Genomic DNA, 17,636 nt, shown 5'->3' on the forward strand with positions numbered 1-17,636 from the left:
CTGGTGGGAGATCTTAAAGTCTACTTATTCGATAGACAAATGTAAATACCTGTTCGACACACTTGCAAACTTCCGGTTCTAAAAAGTTTTCGAGCCGTATGTAAAATGCTGTGGAAGAGCACTTTCAATCGTCGCCGGCGCCTGAAAAAAAATTCCGGATGACTTCCCGTTTAACTTGTTTAAAACAAAACTGCAGGTCGGCTTTGTTCATTTTAATGTGAGTCGTGGGCAGGTTGGATGCCCATAAAATCCATCGCCTTAAAAAAAATTTCGGCCAGGAAAAATTGAGTTTAGAGTTCCTGCATTATATTTGTCTATCGATTTAGTAGATATTAATCTCCACCATTGATATCCCGGAAAATCTTTTCCATGCGCGTATCAAATGGTTGCCTCTCAAAAATCCAATTGTTTGCTCCGTAGAAAAGGCTTTCGCTGTTGAAAGTGCAGTGCGTCGTGCTTGTCTCGGAAAAAAAACGGATCCGCTGCCCATCACCAGATCGATCAGGAAATGAATCATGCATCGCTTCCAATCCCGCAAGGGAGGTATCATGATCAAGATCTCCTTTGAAGAAGGAATTTAACCATTACAACCATGAAAAGATATACCATTATCGGTCTTCTGATGCTGATCACGATCGCAGCATCGGCACAACCCTCCGGCAACGGTGTGGTTAAGGTACGGGGTACGCGGCTTACGTATCCGCTGGTGCGGAAATGGATCGCGGAATTCAATAAGCAATATCCCGGCATTAAAGTAACCATTGCGCAGAATGCACCGGCAGACAGCATCGACCTGAATTTCGCTGCCCACAGCATTGTGGAGGGCGACCTGAAAGATCACCAGGCATCCGTTGCTGTAACACGTTATGTTCAGTTACCCATTGCCAACAGCAACCATCCCGGTTTAAAAGAAATGCAGGCCCGGGGTTTTCAGCAATCCGATTTTGATAATCTGTTCTTTTCAACAAGCAATACAGCAACCTTTGGCGCTGCGCAATCTCCGATAACGATCTATACCCGTGAACGGCCTGCGTGCGCTGCCATCACTTTTGCAAGACATTTCGGCAACGATCCGAAAGCGATCCAGGGCGTGGGCGTGAAAGGTGACGACCAGGACCTTGCCAAAGCCGTGAAGAACGATGTTAACGGAATTTCCTTCAATAACCTGGGGTTCATTTATGATGTGACCTCCAGAAAAATTGCAGAGGGCCTTGCGGTCATTCCCCTGGACCTGAATGAGAACGGGATCATTGAGAAAGAAGAACAGGCCTACAGCACACTGGATGAGGTGATCGCTTTCGTTGAAAAAACGAACCACCGGAAGTTTGTAGCCGAAAACGTCAACGTGATCTTCAATAAAGCAACACCCAATACCGCAGCAGGCACTTTCTTAAGTTGGGTTTTAACCAACGGCCAAAGCTTCAATCATGACTCCGGTTTTTTGAACCTCGATGAAAAACTGCTCACAACGCAAAGGGAGATCATCGCCGGCGTGTTCAAAACATCCACCCAGGCGTGTGAAGGGGTCGATGCATTAATGAAGCAACGGAAGCAGGAACAAGTGGCCAAGCCAAAAAGAAATGACACAAGAAAATAAGATTATAGTTAAATCAATCGGAAACAATATGAACCGGAAATCGATTGTCAGTCTTATCGCGATCCTCCTTGGAGGAGCCTCACTGCTCTCCTATCAGCTGGCTTCTGTGAAAAGTGAAATGGTTGCTGTACGGGGAAATACGCTGCACACCCTTGATCCCATCACCAAGGCAAACAAGGTAGTGGAAGTAAAAAACTTTCTCATCGACAGGAACCTGGTTACCGTAGCCGATTTCGAAACCTTTGTGATAGCAACCGGCTATCGTACCGAGGCAGAAAAATTCGGGAACGCCGCTGTATTCGACAAGGTCACCAAACAATGGGCGCTGGTTGACGGCGCTGATTTCCGTTTTCCACTGGGGCGTAACCATCCGAAGGCAGGCCCTGATCATCCCGCAACGCAGGTGTCGTGGAACGATGCGGCTGCCTATGCAAAATGGAAAGGCAAACGACTTCCTACACAATGGGAATGGGAGCTTGCCGCAAAAAACGGTGTGCAAACAAACGAGCAATATTCCTGGGGAAAAGACCTGGTGGTAAATGGAAAATATAAAGCCAACACGTGGCAGGGAAGCTTTCCTTTTTATAACACCGTGGAAGACGGATACGAGTACACGTCGCCTGTTGGTGCTTTTGGAGAAAACAAGATCGGGTTAACCGACATGGGTGGCAACGTTTGGCAATGGTGCGCAGACGACATCGAGCCCACCGGCCGCGATAAAGAGATCGACCCGGCTATGCGCAAAGTAACGCGGGGAGGTTCGTTCCTCTGTGACCCGATGGTATGTCACGGCTTCGTGGTAACGGGCAGATCGTCTTCAACACCCGAATCATCGTTGATGCATACCGGTTTCAGGTGTGCCAAAAATTATTGAACTGTTATAAACGCGCAATTAAAAAAAACACGGAGTCCTATGATATTGGAAGTGCAAAAAAAACGAAAGTTCCTGATTTACATCCTGACCATTGCATTGCTGATGGGGTGCAAAGAAAAGCGCGATACCCTGCTTCGCGAAGGAGTATGGCGGGGAGAATTTTTATTTCACGAAGAAAAGGTGCCCTTTTTGTTTGAAGTGTCCAGGGAACTATCCGGTCCGTTGAACATCGATTTCATTAATGGAACGGAGCATGCAAGGTACACTGGTGTGACCATAGAAAGAGACTCCATTGTGATACCGCTCGACCTGTATGACAGTTACCTCATTGGTCTTTCAGATGGCCAATTCCTGAAGGGCTACTATCGCAGGAATAATTCGCCGGCCCGTGCTATTCCTTTCGAAGCCAGTTACGGCAAAACCCATCGGTTTGAAGTCACCGGAGATAAGACATCCGTTGACCTGTCCGGTTCGTGGGATGTAGCGATCACAAACGAAAGCGATACGTCTGCTGATCACACGGTGGGGCTCTTCGAGCAACGCAACGGTCAGCTTACCGGAACGATCATGACCATCACCGGAGATTACCGGTACCTTGCCGGAGAGGTAGACAAAAATCAAATACTGCTTTCGGGGTTCAGCGGGTCTTCACCAAGGTTGATCAAGGCTACGCTCATTGATGAAAATAACTTTGAAGGAGAACTGATCGGATTCACCAGCCGCAGCAAGCTCACGGGCAAACGGAACAGTGCGGCAAAGCTACCGGATGCTTACAAGCTGACGTACCTCAAAGACAGTGTTCAGAAATTCAACTTTACATTCCCCGACCTCAACGGCAAACCGGTGTCTCTGACGGACGGCAAATACAGGGACAAAGTGGTGATCGTTACGATCCTGGGAAGCTGGTGTCCGAACTGTATTGATGAAACTGCCTTTCTTGCTTCCTGGTACAAAGAAAACAGCGATCGTGGTGTTGAGATCATTGGTCTTGCCTTTGAGCGAAAAGATGACCTCGCCTTTGCAAAGGAACGGCTTGGTACACTGATCAGCCGGTTTGACGTAAAGTATGACATCCTCTTTGCGGGCAAGGCAGATAAAAAAGTGGCTTCAGAAAAACTTCCCCAACTCAATGCTGTTCTCTCCTTTCCAACCACCATCCTGATCGATAAAAAAGGAAAGGTCAGAAAGATCCACACCGGTTTCACAGGCCCTGCCACCGGAAAATATTATGAAAGCTTCAAAGAAGAATTTGCAGATGAGATCACCAACCTGCTGAATGAGGCTGGCTCGATTTAGTGAGAGGCAATAAGCCTGAAAACAGGGTAATAAAGCGACAAGCCTGTAAAAACTCCGGTTGGGGAATTTTACAGGCTTGTCTGTTATTGGTAGTCCGTACGGGAATCGAACCCGTGTTACCAGAATGAAAATCTGGTGTCCTAACCCCTAGACGAACGGACCGTTTGCTAAAGGAGGTGCAAATATAGACCTGAGAAACAGATTTGCAAACCGGTGCGGTAATTTTTTTCTGAAAGCTGATGTTATTTCATTGGTTTTGGCCATCCGGTCTTTTATTTTTGGCACCTGTCTGCCGCGATGGTCATCAAGGCAGGAGCTTCATCATTAAACACTTATAACAACCATGACTAAAATAGGAATCAATGGATTTGGCCGCATCGGCCGCCTGGCATTCAGAGCTGCCGTAAACCGTAAAGATATCGAGATCGTCGGCATCAACGACATTGTAGAGCCCGACTACATGGCCTACATGCTGAAATACGATTCAACCCATGGAAAATTTGATGGCACCGTTGAGGTTAAAGACAAGAATCTCATCGTGAATGGAAAAAAGATCCGCGTAACAGCTGAAAAAGATCCCGCGAACCTGAAATGGTCTGAAGTCAGTGCCGAGATCGTGATCGAATCAACCGGCCTATTCCTCACCCAGGCTGATGCCCAGAAGCATATTGCCGCCGGTGCTAAAAAAGTGGTACTCTCCGCTCCTGCCAAAGACGATACGCCAACGTTTGTAATGGGCGTTAACCATAAAAAACTGACCGCGCAGCATACCATCGTATCCAACGCTTCATGTACCACCAACTGCCTGGCTCCCCTGGCCAAGGTGCTGAACGATAAGTTCGGTATCGTGGAAGGATTGATGAGCACCGTACACGCTGTTACGGCAACACAGAAAACTGTTGACGGTCCTTCAGCAAAAGACTGGCGCGGTGGCCGTGGCGGATACCAGAACATTATCCCGTCTTCAACCGGTGCAGCCAAAGCGGTGGCGCTGGTGATCCCCGAACTGAAGGGTAAACTGACAGGTATGTCGTTCCGCGTTCCCGTGGCTGACGTATCGGTAGTCGACCTTACCGTAAGGCTACAAAAAGCGGCAAGCTACGAAGACATCAAAAAGGCGATGAAAGAAGCTTCTGAAGGCGAGCTGAAAGGTATCCTCGGCTATACTGAAGACGAAGTTGTATCACAGGATTTCCTCGGCGACGCCCGCACTTCTATCTTCGATGCCAAAGCAGGTATCGCCCTGAATGACAACTTTGTAAAAGTGGTTTCATGGTACGATAACGAATGGGGTTATTCCAACAAGCTGATCGACCTTGTTCAGGAACTGGCCAAATTGTAATCAACAACCGATATTTTATGAAAAATGCCGTGTACAGCGGCATTTTTCGTTTTATGGCATAAAGATTTAGACCTTTTTACGTTAAGCAAGGAGCAATTCCGGCCGCGAAAACGTTTCATATAAAGGTATAAGGTCCATGCAGGATTTCTACGAGGTCTTGGGAATCGATAAAAGTGCCAGCCAGACGCAGATCAAGGCAGCGTATAAACGCATGGCCATGCGCTACCACCCTGATCACAATCCCGGCGACAAGCACGCAGAAGAGGTCTTTAAACTGATCAACGAAGCTTATCACACACTTTCCAATGCGGAGAAAAAACTGCGTTATGACTCCCGCTTTTATTGGGTAAAAGAAGAATACGATGACGCTTACTGGCAGGAAGTAAAACGCCGCCGTTATCAGCAATGGAAACAGTCGCAGGAGAACCGTTACCGGATCGATAAGAATTATTTCAAGATCCAGGGCCTGGCTTTCCTCGTTTTCCTCATCATTGCCGGCTTCTGTTTCGGCATCATCCACACAGCGCATTATTATGTGGAGCGCAAGTACCGCGAAAAATGGAACACCAACAGCCAGTTGCTGAAACAGGTGAATGGATTATTCGGCGCCGACCGGTTTGACGATGCTTTCTCCATGATCAGTGTGCTGGAAGAGAAAGACCCGCTCGAGTATCGCTTCGGATTTGCCCGCGACAGCCTCGTTACCGCCCTGCGCCAGCGGGCCGATGTGGAGTTCAAGCAGCATGATTTCTCCGCCGCCGTCACACATTACATGGTGCTGAAAAAGCATGAGCATCCTGTCCGTTTCGAAACGTTGGAAAACATTTCGCTCTGCCAGTATTACCTGGGCAACTACAAGGAGTCGCTTCAGGCTTTGAAACATCTGCACCTACAGCAACCTGAAAATATCAACCTGATCTACCAGATCGGCCAGATCAACCTTCAGAAACTGGACAACCCGGAGGAAGCTGCGTACTATTTTACACTCGGCAAAAAAGAGTTCAAGGAGAAGCTGTCGCGGATCTACGGCGAGGCTTTTGAGGTGGTGATAGACCCTGCCGACATACCCGATGTATATTACAGCATTTTTCACGCCCGCGCCGTTACCAACCTCAGGCTGAAGAACTACAAGGAAGCGGTGACGGACTGCAACTGGGCTATTTTTTTAAGGCCCTTCGAAGGCGAGCCCTACCTGATGCGCGCCGATGCCCGGATCAGGCTGAAAACATACCGCGAGGTGTGTGATGACCTGACGCACGCCCTGCAGCTCGGCATGGTGCAGGCCGGCCCCATGAAGCAGAAGTACTGTCGAAAATAAGAGGTTTAAAGTTTCAAGTTTCAAGTTTAAAGTTAGAGACTCCAACTTTAAACCTTAAACCTTCAACTTTAAACCCAAAAAACCGGCAGCAGGTAAGTTTATGGCCCTGATCACACCTTTATACTCACAAAAAATAATCTAACTTAGCTTTTCCTGAATACGTATGTTCAGGCTAAACAAGGAGCCCAAACACGTTTTACCATGACAGACCTCAGCAAAGAGCAGGCGCATTCCGTTAAAAAAAGCTACCTCAATATCCTTGCACTTTTTCTGGGACAGGAGAAGCTCGAAAGCAGATACCTGAGGTGCCTCCTGAAATGGGGGTTCCAGTTGCGCCTTAACCCTGACGACCTCAAACAGGCCAACATCGATATTTCTCACCTTCAGTTCTCGCATCCGGAAGAAAAAATGCAGAAGCTCGAAGACATTTATCACCTCGTGTACATGATCTACCTCGACAAGGTTGTGGAAGATGTGGAGCTGGAAGTTGCCGTGATCTACGCCGAAAAACTCGGCTTCAGGGCATCGGTGGTCAGCGAGCTGTTCAAGTCCATTGCCACCGCGGCCTACGACCAACGCAAGCCCCGCGATGTGAAGCAGGAAGTGATGGACTTTATGAAGCTTCATGAAGCTTGAAGAAGGAGCCAGAAGCCAGGAGCAAGGAGTCAGGAGGGTGTAGTCTTCGATCAGAAAACGGACTTCGTGCTTCGTCAATCGTACTTCGCAGCCATCGTGCCGTGGATCGTCGACTGTGGACCGTGGACCAAGAAACATCGTTATGAAAACACGCCAATATTTCCTGCTGCTGATCCTGTTCATAGGCAGCGCTTCCAACGCATTTTCCCAGCATACCGAGCTCAACACGTGCATCGATCAATGGCACCAGGCTGCGGCGACTGCCAACAGCAAAGTGTTTTTCGGAAGCATGGCAGAGAACAGCATCTATATTGGCACCGATGCAAAGGAGCGTTGGACAAAAGCCGGGTTTATTACTTTTGCCAAACCGTATTTCGATGCCGGCAAAGCCTGGGATTTTAAACCTTATGACCGCGACCTCCACGTTTCCCCTGATGGCCGTTATGTATGGTTTTCTGAGCTTTTAACAACCTGGATGGGTGTGTGCCGGGGTTCGGGTGTGTTGCGAAAAACCACTTCCGGCTGGACCATTGAGCAATACCACCTGTCGGTTACTGTACCCAACGAGATCATAAAGGATTTTATTACACTCGTCGACCAATTCAGCAAGCCGCAGAAATGATTTTTACGGCAGCCATGCCGTTGACGCCGCATTCATCCATTACCCTTGTTTTAGACACCGATGTAGGTTTTTGCCATGATTTGGGTGGAACCAACCCCCTGCGTGTGCGATCTTTACTTCCGTAACCACTACACGTATGCCCAGGATGGATAGACTGGACTTTAAGGAAATTGCCAATGCGCGAATTTCTGGTCGGATCAAGCAGGCCGTTGTGCTGTTGTTAACCATTATCATCGGCATACTCATTTCTATTTCCGTGAGCTCGTGATCATGTTTTGTAAAATTTTAGGATAAGTTAAAGGTTAAATTAGTTTCGAAACCCCGGCATCTACCGGGGTTTTTCGTTTTTCAAGGCGCGAGTAAAAAGTACGAGGTACGAAGTACGGAATACCGGTACGCAGCAAACGTACCTCGTATTTCGTACCTCGTATTTCGTCCCTACCTTTGCAGGATGGATTTCAGCACAGACATCTTCCTCAACAACCTTGCGCAAACTTCGCCCGCTCCTTTCCTGCTCCCGATCGAACGCGCCGAGGGCATTTACCTTTATACACCTGATGGCAAACGATACACGGACCTGATCTCGGGCATCGGTGTAAGCGCTATCGGGCACCGGCATCCGAGGGTGGTGCAGGCCATTAAAGACCAGCTTGACAAACACCTGCACGTGATGGTGTACGGAGAATACATCCAGTCGGCATCCAACCTGCTGGCGAAGAAGCTGGCGGAAGTACTTCCCCCTTCATTGAACTGCAGCTATTTTGTAAACTCCGGCACCGAAGCCAACGAGGGGGCCCTGAAGCTCGCCAAACGGGTTACCGGGCGCCGCGAGATCATCTCCTGCAGGAAGTCTTACCATGGCAGCACCCACGGTTCCCTGAGCGTATCGGGCAACGAAGTGAAGAAATCCGCTTTCCGGCCCCTGCTCCCTGGCGTAAGGTTCATGGAGTTCGGCAACCTGGCTGACCTGCACATGATCTCGGAAAAGACCGCCTGCGTGATCATGGAAACCATCCAGGGCGACGCAGGGGTGCGCATCCCTTCCAAACAATACCTGCAGGCGGTACGAAAGAAATGCAGCGACACAGGCACGATTCTTATCCTGGATGAGATCCAGTGCGGGATGGGAAGAACAGGGAAGCTGTTTGCCTTCGAGCACTTTGACATTGTGCCGGACATTCTCACGGTGGCGAAGGCTTTCGGAGGTGGCCTGCCCATCGGGGCTTTTATAGCGGATAAAAAATTGATGGAGACACTCACCTACGAGCCCATGCTCGGACACATCACTACCTTCGGCGGCAATCCGGTATGCTGTGCTTCGGCGTTGGCAACCCTGAACGTGATCCTCGATGAGCACCTTGTAGACGAAGTGGAAAGAAAAGGACAATTGTTTGAACGTTATCTCAAACATGAGTCCATCAAAGAGGTCCGGAGGATAGGCTTGTTGTTCGCCGTCGACTTCGATACAGCAGACCGCGTCTCGGCCATCGTGAACGAAGCCAAGGCCGGTGGTGTGATCTGTTACTGGTTCCTGTCTCATCCCTACAGCTTCCGCATCGCCCCTCCGCTCACCATAACAGATGACCAGATCAGGGAGTCGTGTGAGGTGATTGTGAGAGCGATTGAGAAAACCAGTTGACAATTGACAAATAAACAATTGACAATGCCGGGGATCAATTCGAACAGAACCATATTATCGACGCTTGCACTGTTTTTTGTCAACTGCCCTTTGTCAACTGTCAATTGATTCCATAACTTCGAAACATGACAAAACCTTTCGACCGGCTCGGATACATTTACAAACTGATGGTGGTGATCGCGCTCTCCATAACGGCTGTGATCCTTTGCCGCGATATTGTGATCCCGCTGGCGTTCGCTGCCTTTCTCTCGGTCGTCATGCTGCCCATCATCAAACGCATCGAGCGGAGAACGAACCTTACGCTGGCCGTGACCATTACGCTGGTGGGAACCGTGGTGGTGCTGGGATTGCTGGGGTGGCTGCTGGTACAGCAGATCATCAACCTGGCCAATGACCTGCCCAACCTCGAATCGAAGTTCGACAGGTTCATCCAGCAGGCCAGCAGCCTCCTGAAAGAATTCAACATCCAGCCTTCGGAGCAAAACCAGATGGCCAAAGACCTGGCGAAAAGTGTCAGCGGGTACGTGGGCGCTTTCCTGCTGACCACCACCAATACGATATCAACCTTCATCCAGATCCCGATCTATCTTTTCCTGCTGCTCATCTACCGCGAGAAGTTCAGGCAATTCTTCATCAGCCTGCTGCCGGCAAATCAAGAGGAGATGGCCTGGAAAAAAGATATCGAAAATGTGATGCAGGGTTACATCTCAGGACTGATGCTGGTAACGCTCATTGTGGCTACCCTGAACACCATCGGCCTGCTGTGCCTGGGCATCGACCATGCTATTTTCTTTGGTATACTTTCAGGTGTGCTCACCATTATCCCCTACGTAGGTATTTTTATCGGCGCCCTGCTTCCGGTGCTCATGGCGCTCATCACCAAAGACAGCGCCTGGTATGCTGTTGGGGTGGTGATCGTTTTCACCGTTGTTCAATTCCTTGAAGGCAACTTTATCACACCCCGCATCACCGGCTCCAAGGTCAGCATCAACGCGCTGGCAGCCATCATCGCCCTGCTCATCGGCGGCAAGATCCTCGGCATCGCAGGTATGATCTTGGCAGTGCCTACCATCGGCGTGCTCAAGATCGTGATCGCCTACTCCCACCGCCTGAAACCTTTTGTGATCCTGCTCGGCGACGACAATCCCGAAGACAAGCAGCGAGACCCAACAGAGCACACCCCGCCTGTCGAGGACTTGAAGCGGGAGGTGTTTGTGAAGGAAGTGGAGGCTGAGTCCACAGACCAGGGTCCACAGTCCACAGCCAAGTAGTGTGAAGCTAACAGCCAGTGCTTCGATTTCGATAGCTATCGGGAGTGCGAGCGAAGGATCCTCCGAACGTTACTGCGTATTTATTCGAACATCTGTCTTACCGTGAGCACTTTGCCACAATGGGATTCCTCACTCCGCGCATGCCTGCTCACATTCCCCGTTCTGAATGACTGATCAAAAAAAACTCGGCCGTGGACCGTCGACTGTCGACCGTGGACTTTTCAGAGCTTCTCTACTACCAAATTGTGATTGGTATAAATGCAGATATCCGCCGCGATATTCAGGCTCTCCCGCACGATCTCTTCGGCCGACAGGTGGGGTGCATGTTTCTTCAGCGCCAGGGCGGCAGACTGTGCGTACATGGCGCCAGAGCCAATAGCCGCCACGTGATGATCGGGCTCCAGCACATCGCCAGTGCCCGATAACACCAGCAGCTCGTCTTTGCTCACCGTGATGAGCATGGCTTCGAGCCTTCTCAGGAACCGGTCCATACGCCAGTCTTTGGCCAGCTCGATGGCAGCGCGCTTCATGTTACCGCCGTAGCTGTTGAGCTTTTCCTCAAACCGTTCAATGAGTGTAAAGGCATCAGCGGTGGAGCCCGCAAACCCCGCCAGCACTTTGCCCTCATAGAGCTTCCGGATCTTTTTCACATTACTCTTGGCAACGTAATTACCCATGGTGGCCTGTCCGTCGCCACCGATGGCAACCTGGCCATTGTGCATCACAGCGATGATGGTTGTTGCGTGTATCTTTTCCATTGTGCAGTTCTTAAGCAGGTATACAATCTCCGTCTGTGGTTACAGACGGCTGCACAATGTATAATATTTTAATACCATACACTATTGCTCAGAACTGAAATATACGGGTGCCCGGCCTGCGCCGACAGCTTCTTTTGCAAGGCCGTCAGGTCAAGGTCTTTGTAGTGAAGCGCCGCCAGGTTCACCAGCGACAGAAAGGTATCCCATTCAAAAGCGTCGATCTGCTCGTGTGTCCATTTTTTTTCTCCCGAAGCGTAAGGCACCATCCAAAGAAAAGCTTCTTTCAGACTTTTGCCGGTGGGAGTCTCGTAGTTCCAGAGGTCAACCCCTACCCTGTCGCCAAGGATGGCCAGCGCAAAGAAACCTTTGAGGTTCATCATGCAGTAGTTGGCAGACCGGGTGCGGGCAAGCTCATGCGGCTGACTTCCATCGGCAGCAAGCTGGCTCTCGATGCGCGGCAATGTCTGGTTCTGCAGTATGTCTTTTGCGAGCTTCTCATTGCCGGTGAACAGGGCGATGGTGGCCATCTGAAGATCGTAGTAAGTGCCGTGATTGTTGTGCTCGTCAGCTTCGTCTTTGCCGAGGTCGCTGCTCTGGGCCCACTGCAGAAAGTCGCTGAACCATTGCTGAAGGGCTTTGTGATCGGACTCGGGCCACGCTGCCGAACCCTCGATCAGCTGAACGCCATCAATGATATCCACAAAACATTTTGTATCGATCAGGCCGATGCCGCGTCCCTCCGTAATGCCGGGAATGGCCTGGCCGTATTTGAGATGTGGATTCATTTTGGTGGCGGCGTCCAGGAACCACACCCTTAAGAGCTTTGCAGCATGGGCCGCGTATTTTTTCTCGCCCGTGAAATAAAACGCTATGCCCAGCAGCTTTACGTCATGGCCCAGGGCTTTGGCATCGTCGGCATCTTTTACCTTGTGGCGTTCGGGATTGGTTTGCCCGTCTCTGCGGATGTAGGGCAATCCATCGGGTTTGGTGGTATCAGGCCACCAGTACGGCCCCACGCTCATGTAGTCGTGCTTGTCGCCACTGGGCGGGAGCTTCTCCTTGTTTGTCACGGAATACGGGCCTTTGTTACAAGCCTCGTCCGCCGCCTTTACCAGTGCTGTTTTCGCCTTGATCAGCTCAGCGTCACCTTTCGCGATCCGGTCTTTGCTGTTTTTCAGGAATGCGCGATCAATTAAAAAAGTATTAGGCTGAGCAGGCTGCGATTGTACCGTTGAAGCAAGCAGGAACAGGATGACAATCGTCATCAATGGTCTCAAAGAAATAAAGGGGATTGCCATGCGATATGTTTTCCGGATAGTCTGCGTAAATGACGTATAAAGAGGGGAAAACCCTTAGCATTTCGAAGTGCTTACAAACCGTCCAAAATATTTTCCTGCAGATTCCACAAAAAAAAACGCAGATCAAACAGGGAAATGATCTGCGTATATCCGCGGGATCTGCGGGAAATAAACTTAAATGAGGATCCTTACCGGATCTTCAAGCAGGCCTTTCAGCGTTTTGAGGAAGGCCGATCCTACCGCGCCATCCACCGCGCGGTGGTCGCACGACAGGGTAACTTTCATAATATTTCCAGGAACGATCTGTCCGTTCTTCACGATCGGTGTTTCCTTGATGCCTCCCACGGCCAGGATACAGGCATCCGGAGGATTGATGATGGCCGTAAATTCTTCGATGCCGAACATCCCCAGGTTGGAGATGGTAAAGGTGCTGCCTTCCCAGTCTGCGGGTTGCAGCTTCTTATCATGTGCCTTCTGAGCGAGGTCTTTTACCTCTACAGCGATGTGTGACAATGACTTGTTATCAGCGAAACGGATCACGGGAACCAGCAGGCCGTCTTTTACGGCGACCGCTACACCGATGTGGATGTGATGGTTCTTGCGCATCTTGTCACCCAGCCACGACACGTTCACGTCAGGGTGCTGGCGTAAAGCAGCAGCAGCAGCTTTGATCACCATATCGTTGAAGGAGATCTTCACCGGGCTGATCTCGTTGATGCTCTTGCGTGCTTCCACGGCCTTGTCCATGTTGATCTCCATGGTGAGGTAGAAGTGCGGCGCGCTGAACTTGCTTTCGGCCAGGCGTTTGGCGATGGTCTTGCGCATCTGCGACACAGGAACTTCTTCGAAGCTCTCCTGTCCTACCACTTTGGGCAATGACACCGGCGCTCCTGTCTTCTCAGCCTTGCCTGGAGCAGGTGCGGCAGAAGGTTTGAAGTTCTCAACGTCGCGTTTGGTAACACGGCCATGGTCGCCGCTGCCCTGGATCTTATTGATGTCGTATCCTTTGTCTTTCGCAAGCTTCTTAGCCAGCGGAGATGCCTTGATCCTTCCATTAGAAGCGTGCTCAGCCTGTACCGGCGCCGCGGTTGATGCCGGAGCCGAAGCTTGCTGTTGAGGTGCGCCTGCAGCAGGTGCTCCCGAGCCTTTCGCCTGATGTGCTTTCAGCAACGTCTGGTAGTCAGCACCCTGTTCGCCGATCACGGCAAGCACGCCATTGACAGCAACGGCCTTGCCAGCTTCAGCGCCGATATATAACAATGTGCCGGTGTTGTACGATTCATATTCCATGGTGGCCTTATCGGTCTCCACCTCAGCCAGCAGCTCACCTGATTTTACAGGATCGCCAACTTTCTTGTGCCATGCGGCGATGACACCCTCGGTCATGGTATCGCTCATCTTGGGCATAAGCACGATCTCAGCTTTGATGCCTGAAGTATCGATGGCTGGCGCTGCGGGTGCCGCCACCGCTGTAGCAACAGGTCCCGAGGCCGCTTGTGGGGCCTCTGCTTTTCCGCCTGAAGCCGCCGCGTTACCCGCACCGGAAAGCAGGCTTGAATAGTCTTCTCCTTTTTTACCTACAATGGCAAGAACATCATTGATCTTTACCGCCTGCCCTTCCTGAGCACCTAAATATAGTACCGTGCCTTCGTTGAAAGACTCATAGTCCATCGTAGCCTTATCGGTCTCGATTTCAGCCATTAACTCCCCGGACTTCACAGTATCACCTACCTTCTTGTGCCATTTGGCGATCACCCCTTCGGTCATGGTATCGCTCATTTTCGGCATGCGTACGATTTCTGCCATTGTTACTTTGTAATGAATTTAGATCAAAAAAACAGCTTCCAGGCCGTTTCCAACCCCTCAGGGTCGATTTCCGTCCTGTTTTAAGCCTCCAAAAATAGGGTATAAAACGCGATTTTCAAGCAAATTTTAATGGTAAACCGATCTAGAAATTAAAGGTTCCTACCAGCACCTCGAACTTTGAAACAGACGGGGAAAGCCCCTGAGCGTACCGTACCCCAATGTCGAACTGGGGTAAAAACCGCAGGATGTTGATGTCGAGCTTGGCCTCGATACCGGTTGACGTATAGGTTTGACTGGTCCGGTACGTTGGACTCTGACCAAAACCATAGTCGAAAAACAGGTTTGCCCGAAGGCGTTGGATGTTCACCAGGGGGCCGATGGCAATGTCAGGATACCAGACAGGCAAGGTGTAGTTGGCCGACATGGAATAGAACTCCTCGAACCGCGACACAGACTGGCCTCTCGGCAGGGGGATTTGGTTGCGGAACATGTAGCTGTCAAGCCCTTCCCCTGTTTTTGCATTCGCCCGTGTAAGCTCGGTGGACTGGAAAGCCCAGTAGCCCCAAAGCGAATGATGCTTCACGAGACCGGGGAAATAAAGTAATCCGTAGAACGAGAACTGTTTGCCTGTGTAATCACCAAACCTCCTGCGGCCCATGCCAGGCACGTCCAGGGTAGTGGCAGTATTGTAGGCATCGATGAACACCCGCTGTCCCCATCGCGCATTAATGTCGCGCCGGCTCAGCTTCTGCAACCGGTATCCGGCAAAGCTGAAGTGGTTGTAGAACAGGCTTCCATGGTCGATATAATCGCGGAAAAAAAACTGGGGCAATCGCGAGGTAATGATCCTGCCACCACCATCGATGCTGTTGGTAAAATCTGTAACGGAGGTATAGCCCACATGATTTCCAAACGTGAGATTGGTGCTGAAGCGCGAGTTGGTGAGGTTCAACGGTATGCGCAACCCCGCTTCGATGGTCTGTTCGTTCCAGTCAAAAGTGAGGTTGTCAGTGACGGCCACGGTATCGCCACTCACAACTTTGCCGTAGGTAATTCTGCCTTCATCCACAGACCGGTCTGCAATGGAAGCCGTAACGTCTATGATCGGCAGCCATCCCTGATAGCTCGCCTGGGCACGCCATGCGCCTGTTCTTTCGTTGATGTCGAAAGCATAACCCGCGCTGAGCGATAGCGTGCTCAGGATGTCGCGCGATACAATGCCCACGGTTGCCTCCGTGAGATCCGTCTCCACATTCACGCCCCAGGTGTACGGGTTGATCAATCCACGCAGCTTCGAATACTTAGTCACAGGAAGCGTTTGCTGCGGCACGTTCCGGAACAAGCCCGGGTCGCCCTCCTGCTCAACGAGGTGACTGTAGAATTCAACAGGGCTGCCTTCTTTCTTATAAGGCCTCCACGTTGCAGGATCGAACGGCGCCTTCACCACGTCAAGGCCATCTCGGGTCTGGTCGTTATAAAAGATCGTTTTCCCATCCTTCGACAAAGAAGGATTGTAAGCGCCATATTTGCTGCTGGTGACCTGGTATCTTTGCCCGGTGGAGCGCTGTATGGCATAGATGTTGTCGATGCCGCTCACCGGTGAATTGAATAACACATAATCACCCACCAACACAGGGTGACCGACATTTTCCTGCTGCGGCACCACGAATCCTTGAAGCACTGATCCAGCACTGTAATCGAACAAGGTGATGACTTTTCCCAGCGGTTTATTTTCCAATACAGCAATCACCTTTCCGTCATCTGACCAGCGGGGCATGGAAAAGAAATGGTTCTCTGCGTTCGGAAATTCTTTCAGGATGCTACCGGTTGATGCGTCGAGCACCACCATTTGTGTCTGATACTGTGTGTTGGTGCGTATGGTCACGATCTTGCTGGCATCGGGCGAAAGTGATGCGCTGGCATACCGCTCGTGCCGGGAGCCGATCACTTTGCGTTGCTTCGTATCACGGTCGTACGTTTTCACCAGCGAATAATTTTTCACGGCCCACCGCGGACTGAACCCATATTCATTCCATACGATCTTCTGCCCCACCGATGAAAGCATACCCGCATCGTTGACGAAGCCCGGTGTAAAGACGTGTTTCTCCTTCCCATCTTTCAGCAGCACAAACTGCTCGATGTCGCCAATGCCCTGCTTCATGGCCAGCACACTTCCGTCTTCCAGCACCTGGGGATACAGGTAATCGGTGTAAGCGCTGCTGTTGCGCGGATTCACCCGTTCGAACGGGGTGAGTGTAAGACTGGCCTGCTGCTTTTGCCACTCCTGCTGAAAGTCGTTGGCCATTTCCCTGTACAATTCTGTAACATAAAGACCTGACTCCTTTTTGATGGCATTCGAAAAAGCAAACGGAATAAAAGGAACACTCCATGAACGCTTCGTGATCTTCTCCCAGATCTCGGGATCGTTGGTGCGTTTTCTGAGATAGCTGATCATGTAATAACCCAGCACATATTCGTTGGGAATGTTGTGCTTGTATGACCGCAGGGCCTGCTTGTGATAATTGAACTCCCTTCCCTCAAGCAGGTTGGTTTTGAACACGAGGCCGAAGTAGGGTATTTTACCACGTCCGGTTGGCGTAAAGGCTGTTTCAGTAGCCACGGCATCTCCTTCCCAGAACCAGGGCGGCGCCGCAGCCTGTGCCATTCCTGCAAAAGTGGTGGCCCCGAAGAGATAATAAAAGAGGCGGTTGAATCCACGTTTGGCATGCTGGTACTGAACAATGTGGCGGTACTCGTGCGACATGAGCATATCGAGCCAGTCATTGTTACCGATGAAATTGTAATCCTGCGGAGGCATGGCATAGAACTCCGACCTGCGGGGAAGCACAGAAACAAATCCGTTCGAAATGGAGGACTGATTTTGTAAGATGACCGAGATCTTTCTCGGCGTAGCCCCCATGGACCTGGCTTCTTCGGCGTGGATATGCTCCAGCGTATTCGCCACCCGCTGCCCCTGGTCTTCAAATCCCTTGGGAAAGAGAACCCTGAAGTTGGGAGTGTTGATCTGTCGCCATTTCAGCGATGGCGGATTGTTCTCAAGAATGGTCTGACCAAAATGCGCGTGGCCCGTCAGCAACAAAAAGACAAAAGGGAGCAGTTTCTTCATCCGGCAGGTTTACCAGGTGAATATTCAACTCCCTTCTGTGAAAAGCAAACGC

At 50.7% G+C, this 17,636-nt stretch carries 13 protein-coding genes and 1 tRNA gene; 9 read left to right on the forward strand and 5 right to left on the reverse strand.

Annotated features, from left to right (window positions below; all coding sequences use genetic code 11):
- Positions 1 to 592 precede the first annotated feature (592 nt).
- From KK083_RS11230 to KK083_RS11240, 3 genes are read left to right on the forward strand one after another with little or no spacing between them, the layout of a single operon-like run.
- Positions 593 to 1,597 (forward strand): substrate-binding domain-containing protein, encoded by a 1,005-nt coding sequence (locus KK083_RS11230; protein WP_254163322.1) that lies wholly within the window; start codon positions 593 to 595, stop codon positions 1,595 to 1,597.
- A gap of 28 nt (positions 1,598 to 1,625) precedes the next feature.
- The gene (locus tag KK083_RS11235) at positions 1,626 to 2,471 is read left to right on the forward strand and encodes a formylglycine-generating enzyme family protein (protein ID WP_254163323.1); all 846 of its coding nucleotides are present in this window, start codon (positions 1,626 to 1,628) and stop codon (positions 2,469 to 2,471) included.
- 39 nt (positions 2,472 to 2,510) lie between these two features.
- Positions 2,511 to 3,767 carry a peroxiredoxin family protein gene (locus KK083_RS11240; RefSeq protein ID WP_254163324.1) on the forward strand — a complete coding sequence of 419 codons (1,257 nt, stop codon included), beginning with the start codon at positions 2,511 to 2,513 and terminating at the stop codon, positions 3,765 to 3,767.
- A gap of 87 nt (positions 3,768 to 3,854) precedes the next feature.
- Here KK083_RS11240 and KK083_RS11245 read toward each other — a convergent pair.
- A tRNA-Glu gene (locus KK083_RS11245) sits at positions 3,855 to 3,929 on the reverse strand.
- Between the two features lie 181 nt (positions 3,930 to 4,110).
- Here KK083_RS11245 and gap point away from each other — a divergent pair.
- From gap to KK083_RS11275, 6 genes are all read left to right on the forward strand, one after another.
- Complete coding sequence (gene gap, locus KK083_RS11250; protein WP_254163325.1) at positions 4,111 to 5,109, forward strand: type I glyceraldehyde-3-phosphate dehydrogenase; 999 nt, start codon at positions 4,111 to 4,113, stop codon at positions 5,107 to 5,109.
- A 136-nt stretch (positions 5,110 to 5,245) separates the two neighbouring features.
- Entirely contained in the window at positions 5,246 to 6,427 is a 1,182-nt protein-coding gene (locus KK083_RS11255; protein ID WP_254163326.1) for a tetratricopeptide repeat protein, read from the forward strand.
- A gap of 201 nt (positions 6,428 to 6,628) precedes the next feature.
- Entirely contained in the window at positions 6,629 to 7,063 is a 435-nt protein-coding gene (locus KK083_RS11260; RefSeq protein ID WP_254163327.1) for a hypothetical protein, read from the forward strand.
- A gap of 142 nt (positions 7,064 to 7,205) precedes the next feature.
- Positions 7,206 to 7,685: a nuclear transport factor 2 family protein gene (locus KK083_RS11265; protein WP_254163328.1), complete on the forward strand. Its 480-nt coding sequence runs from the start codon at positions 7,206 to 7,208 to the stop codon at positions 7,683 to 7,685.
- 451 nt (positions 7,686 to 8,136) lie between these two features.
- Complete coding sequence (locus KK083_RS11270; protein WP_254163329.1) at positions 8,137 to 9,324, forward strand: aspartate aminotransferase family protein; 1,188 nt, start codon at positions 8,137 to 8,139, stop codon at positions 9,322 to 9,324.
- Between the two features lie 125 nt (positions 9,325 to 9,449).
- Positions 9,450 to 10,595, forward strand: coding sequence for an AI-2E family transporter (locus KK083_RS11275; RefSeq protein ID WP_254163330.1), 1,146 nt, complete (start codon positions 9,450 to 9,452; stop codon positions 10,593 to 10,595).
- A gap of 221 nt (positions 10,596 to 10,816) precedes the next feature.
- Here the strand turns inward: KK083_RS11275 and hslV are convergent, their stop codons facing one another.
- From hslV to KK083_RS11295, 4 genes are all read right to left on the reverse strand, one after another.
- A complete protein-coding gene (gene hslV / locus KK083_RS11280) occupies positions 10,817 to 11,353 on the reverse strand; it encodes an ATP-dependent protease subunit HslV (RefSeq protein ID WP_254163331.1) in 537 nt (178 codons plus the stop codon).
- 68 nt (positions 11,354 to 11,421) lie between these two features.
- The gene (locus tag KK083_RS11285) at positions 11,422 to 12,651 is read right to left on the reverse strand and encodes an alginate lyase family protein (RefSeq protein WP_254163332.1); all 1,230 of its coding nucleotides are present in this window, start codon (positions 12,649 to 12,651) and stop codon (positions 11,422 to 11,424) included.
- A gap of 174 nt (positions 12,652 to 12,825) precedes the next feature.
- The gene (locus KK083_RS11290) at positions 12,826 to 14,457 is read right to left on the reverse strand and encodes a pyruvate dehydrogenase complex dihydrolipoamide acetyltransferase (protein WP_254163333.1); all 1,632 of its coding nucleotides are present in this window, start codon (positions 14,455 to 14,457) and stop codon (positions 12,826 to 12,828) included.
- Positions 14,458 to 14,599: 142 nt separating this feature from the next.
- Positions 14,600 to 17,584, reverse strand: coding sequence for a hypothetical protein (locus KK083_RS11295; protein ID WP_254163334.1), 2,985 nt, complete (start codon positions 17,582 to 17,584; stop codon positions 14,600 to 14,602).
- Between the last annotated feature and the right edge of the window lie 52 nt (positions 17,585 to 17,636).

It is taken from the genome of Chryseosolibacter histidinae (genome assembly GCF_018598225.1).
Classification (GTDB): domain Bacteria; phylum Bacteroidota; class Bacteroidia; order Cytophagales; family Cyclobacteriaceae; genus Chryseosolibacter; species Chryseosolibacter histidini.

Bases quoted from the DNA above. Each gene is read 5' to 3' on its own strand.
- KK083_RS11230 (WP_254163322.1), top strand. From the start codon at position 593: ATGAAAAGATATACCATTATCGGTCTTCTGATGCTGATCACGATCGCA.
- KK083_RS11235 (WP_254163323.1), top strand. From the start codon at position 1,626: ATGAACCGGAAATCGATTGTCAGTCTTATCGCGATCCTCCTTGGAGGA.
- KK083_RS11240 (WP_254163324.1), top strand. From the start codon at position 2,511: ATGATATTGGAAGTGCAAAAAAAACGAAAGTTCCTGATTTACATCCTG.
- gap (WP_254163325.1), top strand. From the start codon at position 4,111: ATGACTAAAATAGGAATCAATGGATTTGGCCGCATCGGCCGCCTGGCA.
- KK083_RS11255 (WP_254163326.1), top strand. From the start codon at position 5,246: ATGCAGGATTTCTACGAGGTCTTGGGAATCGATAAAAGTGCCAGCCAG.
- KK083_RS11260 (WP_254163327.1), top strand. From the start codon at position 6,629: ATGACAGACCTCAGCAAAGAGCAGGCGCATTCCGTTAAAAAAAGCTAC.
- KK083_RS11265 (WP_254163328.1), top strand. From the start codon at position 7,206: ATGAAAACACGCCAATATTTCCTGCTGCTGATCCTGTTCATAGGCAGC.
- KK083_RS11270 (WP_254163329.1), top strand. From the start codon at position 8,137: ATGGATTTCAGCACAGACATCTTCCTCAACAACCTTGCGCAAACTTCG.
- KK083_RS11275 (WP_254163330.1), top strand. From the start codon at position 9,450: ATGACAAAACCTTTCGACCGGCTCGGATACATTTACAAACTGATGGTG.
- hslV (WP_254163331.1), bottom strand. From the start codon at position 11,353: ATGGAAAAGATACACGCAACAACCATCATCGCTGTGATGCACAATGGC.
- KK083_RS11285 (WP_254163332.1), bottom strand. From the start codon at position 12,651: ATGGCAATCCCCTTTATTTCTTTGAGACCATTGATGACGATTGTCATC.
- KK083_RS11290 (WP_254163333.1), bottom strand. From the start codon at position 14,457: ATGGCAGAAATCGTACGCATGCCGAAAATGAGCGATACCATGACCGAA.
- KK083_RS11295 (WP_254163334.1), bottom strand. From the start codon at position 17,584: ATGAAGAAACTGCTCCCTTTTGTCTTTTTGTTGCTGACGGGCCACGCG.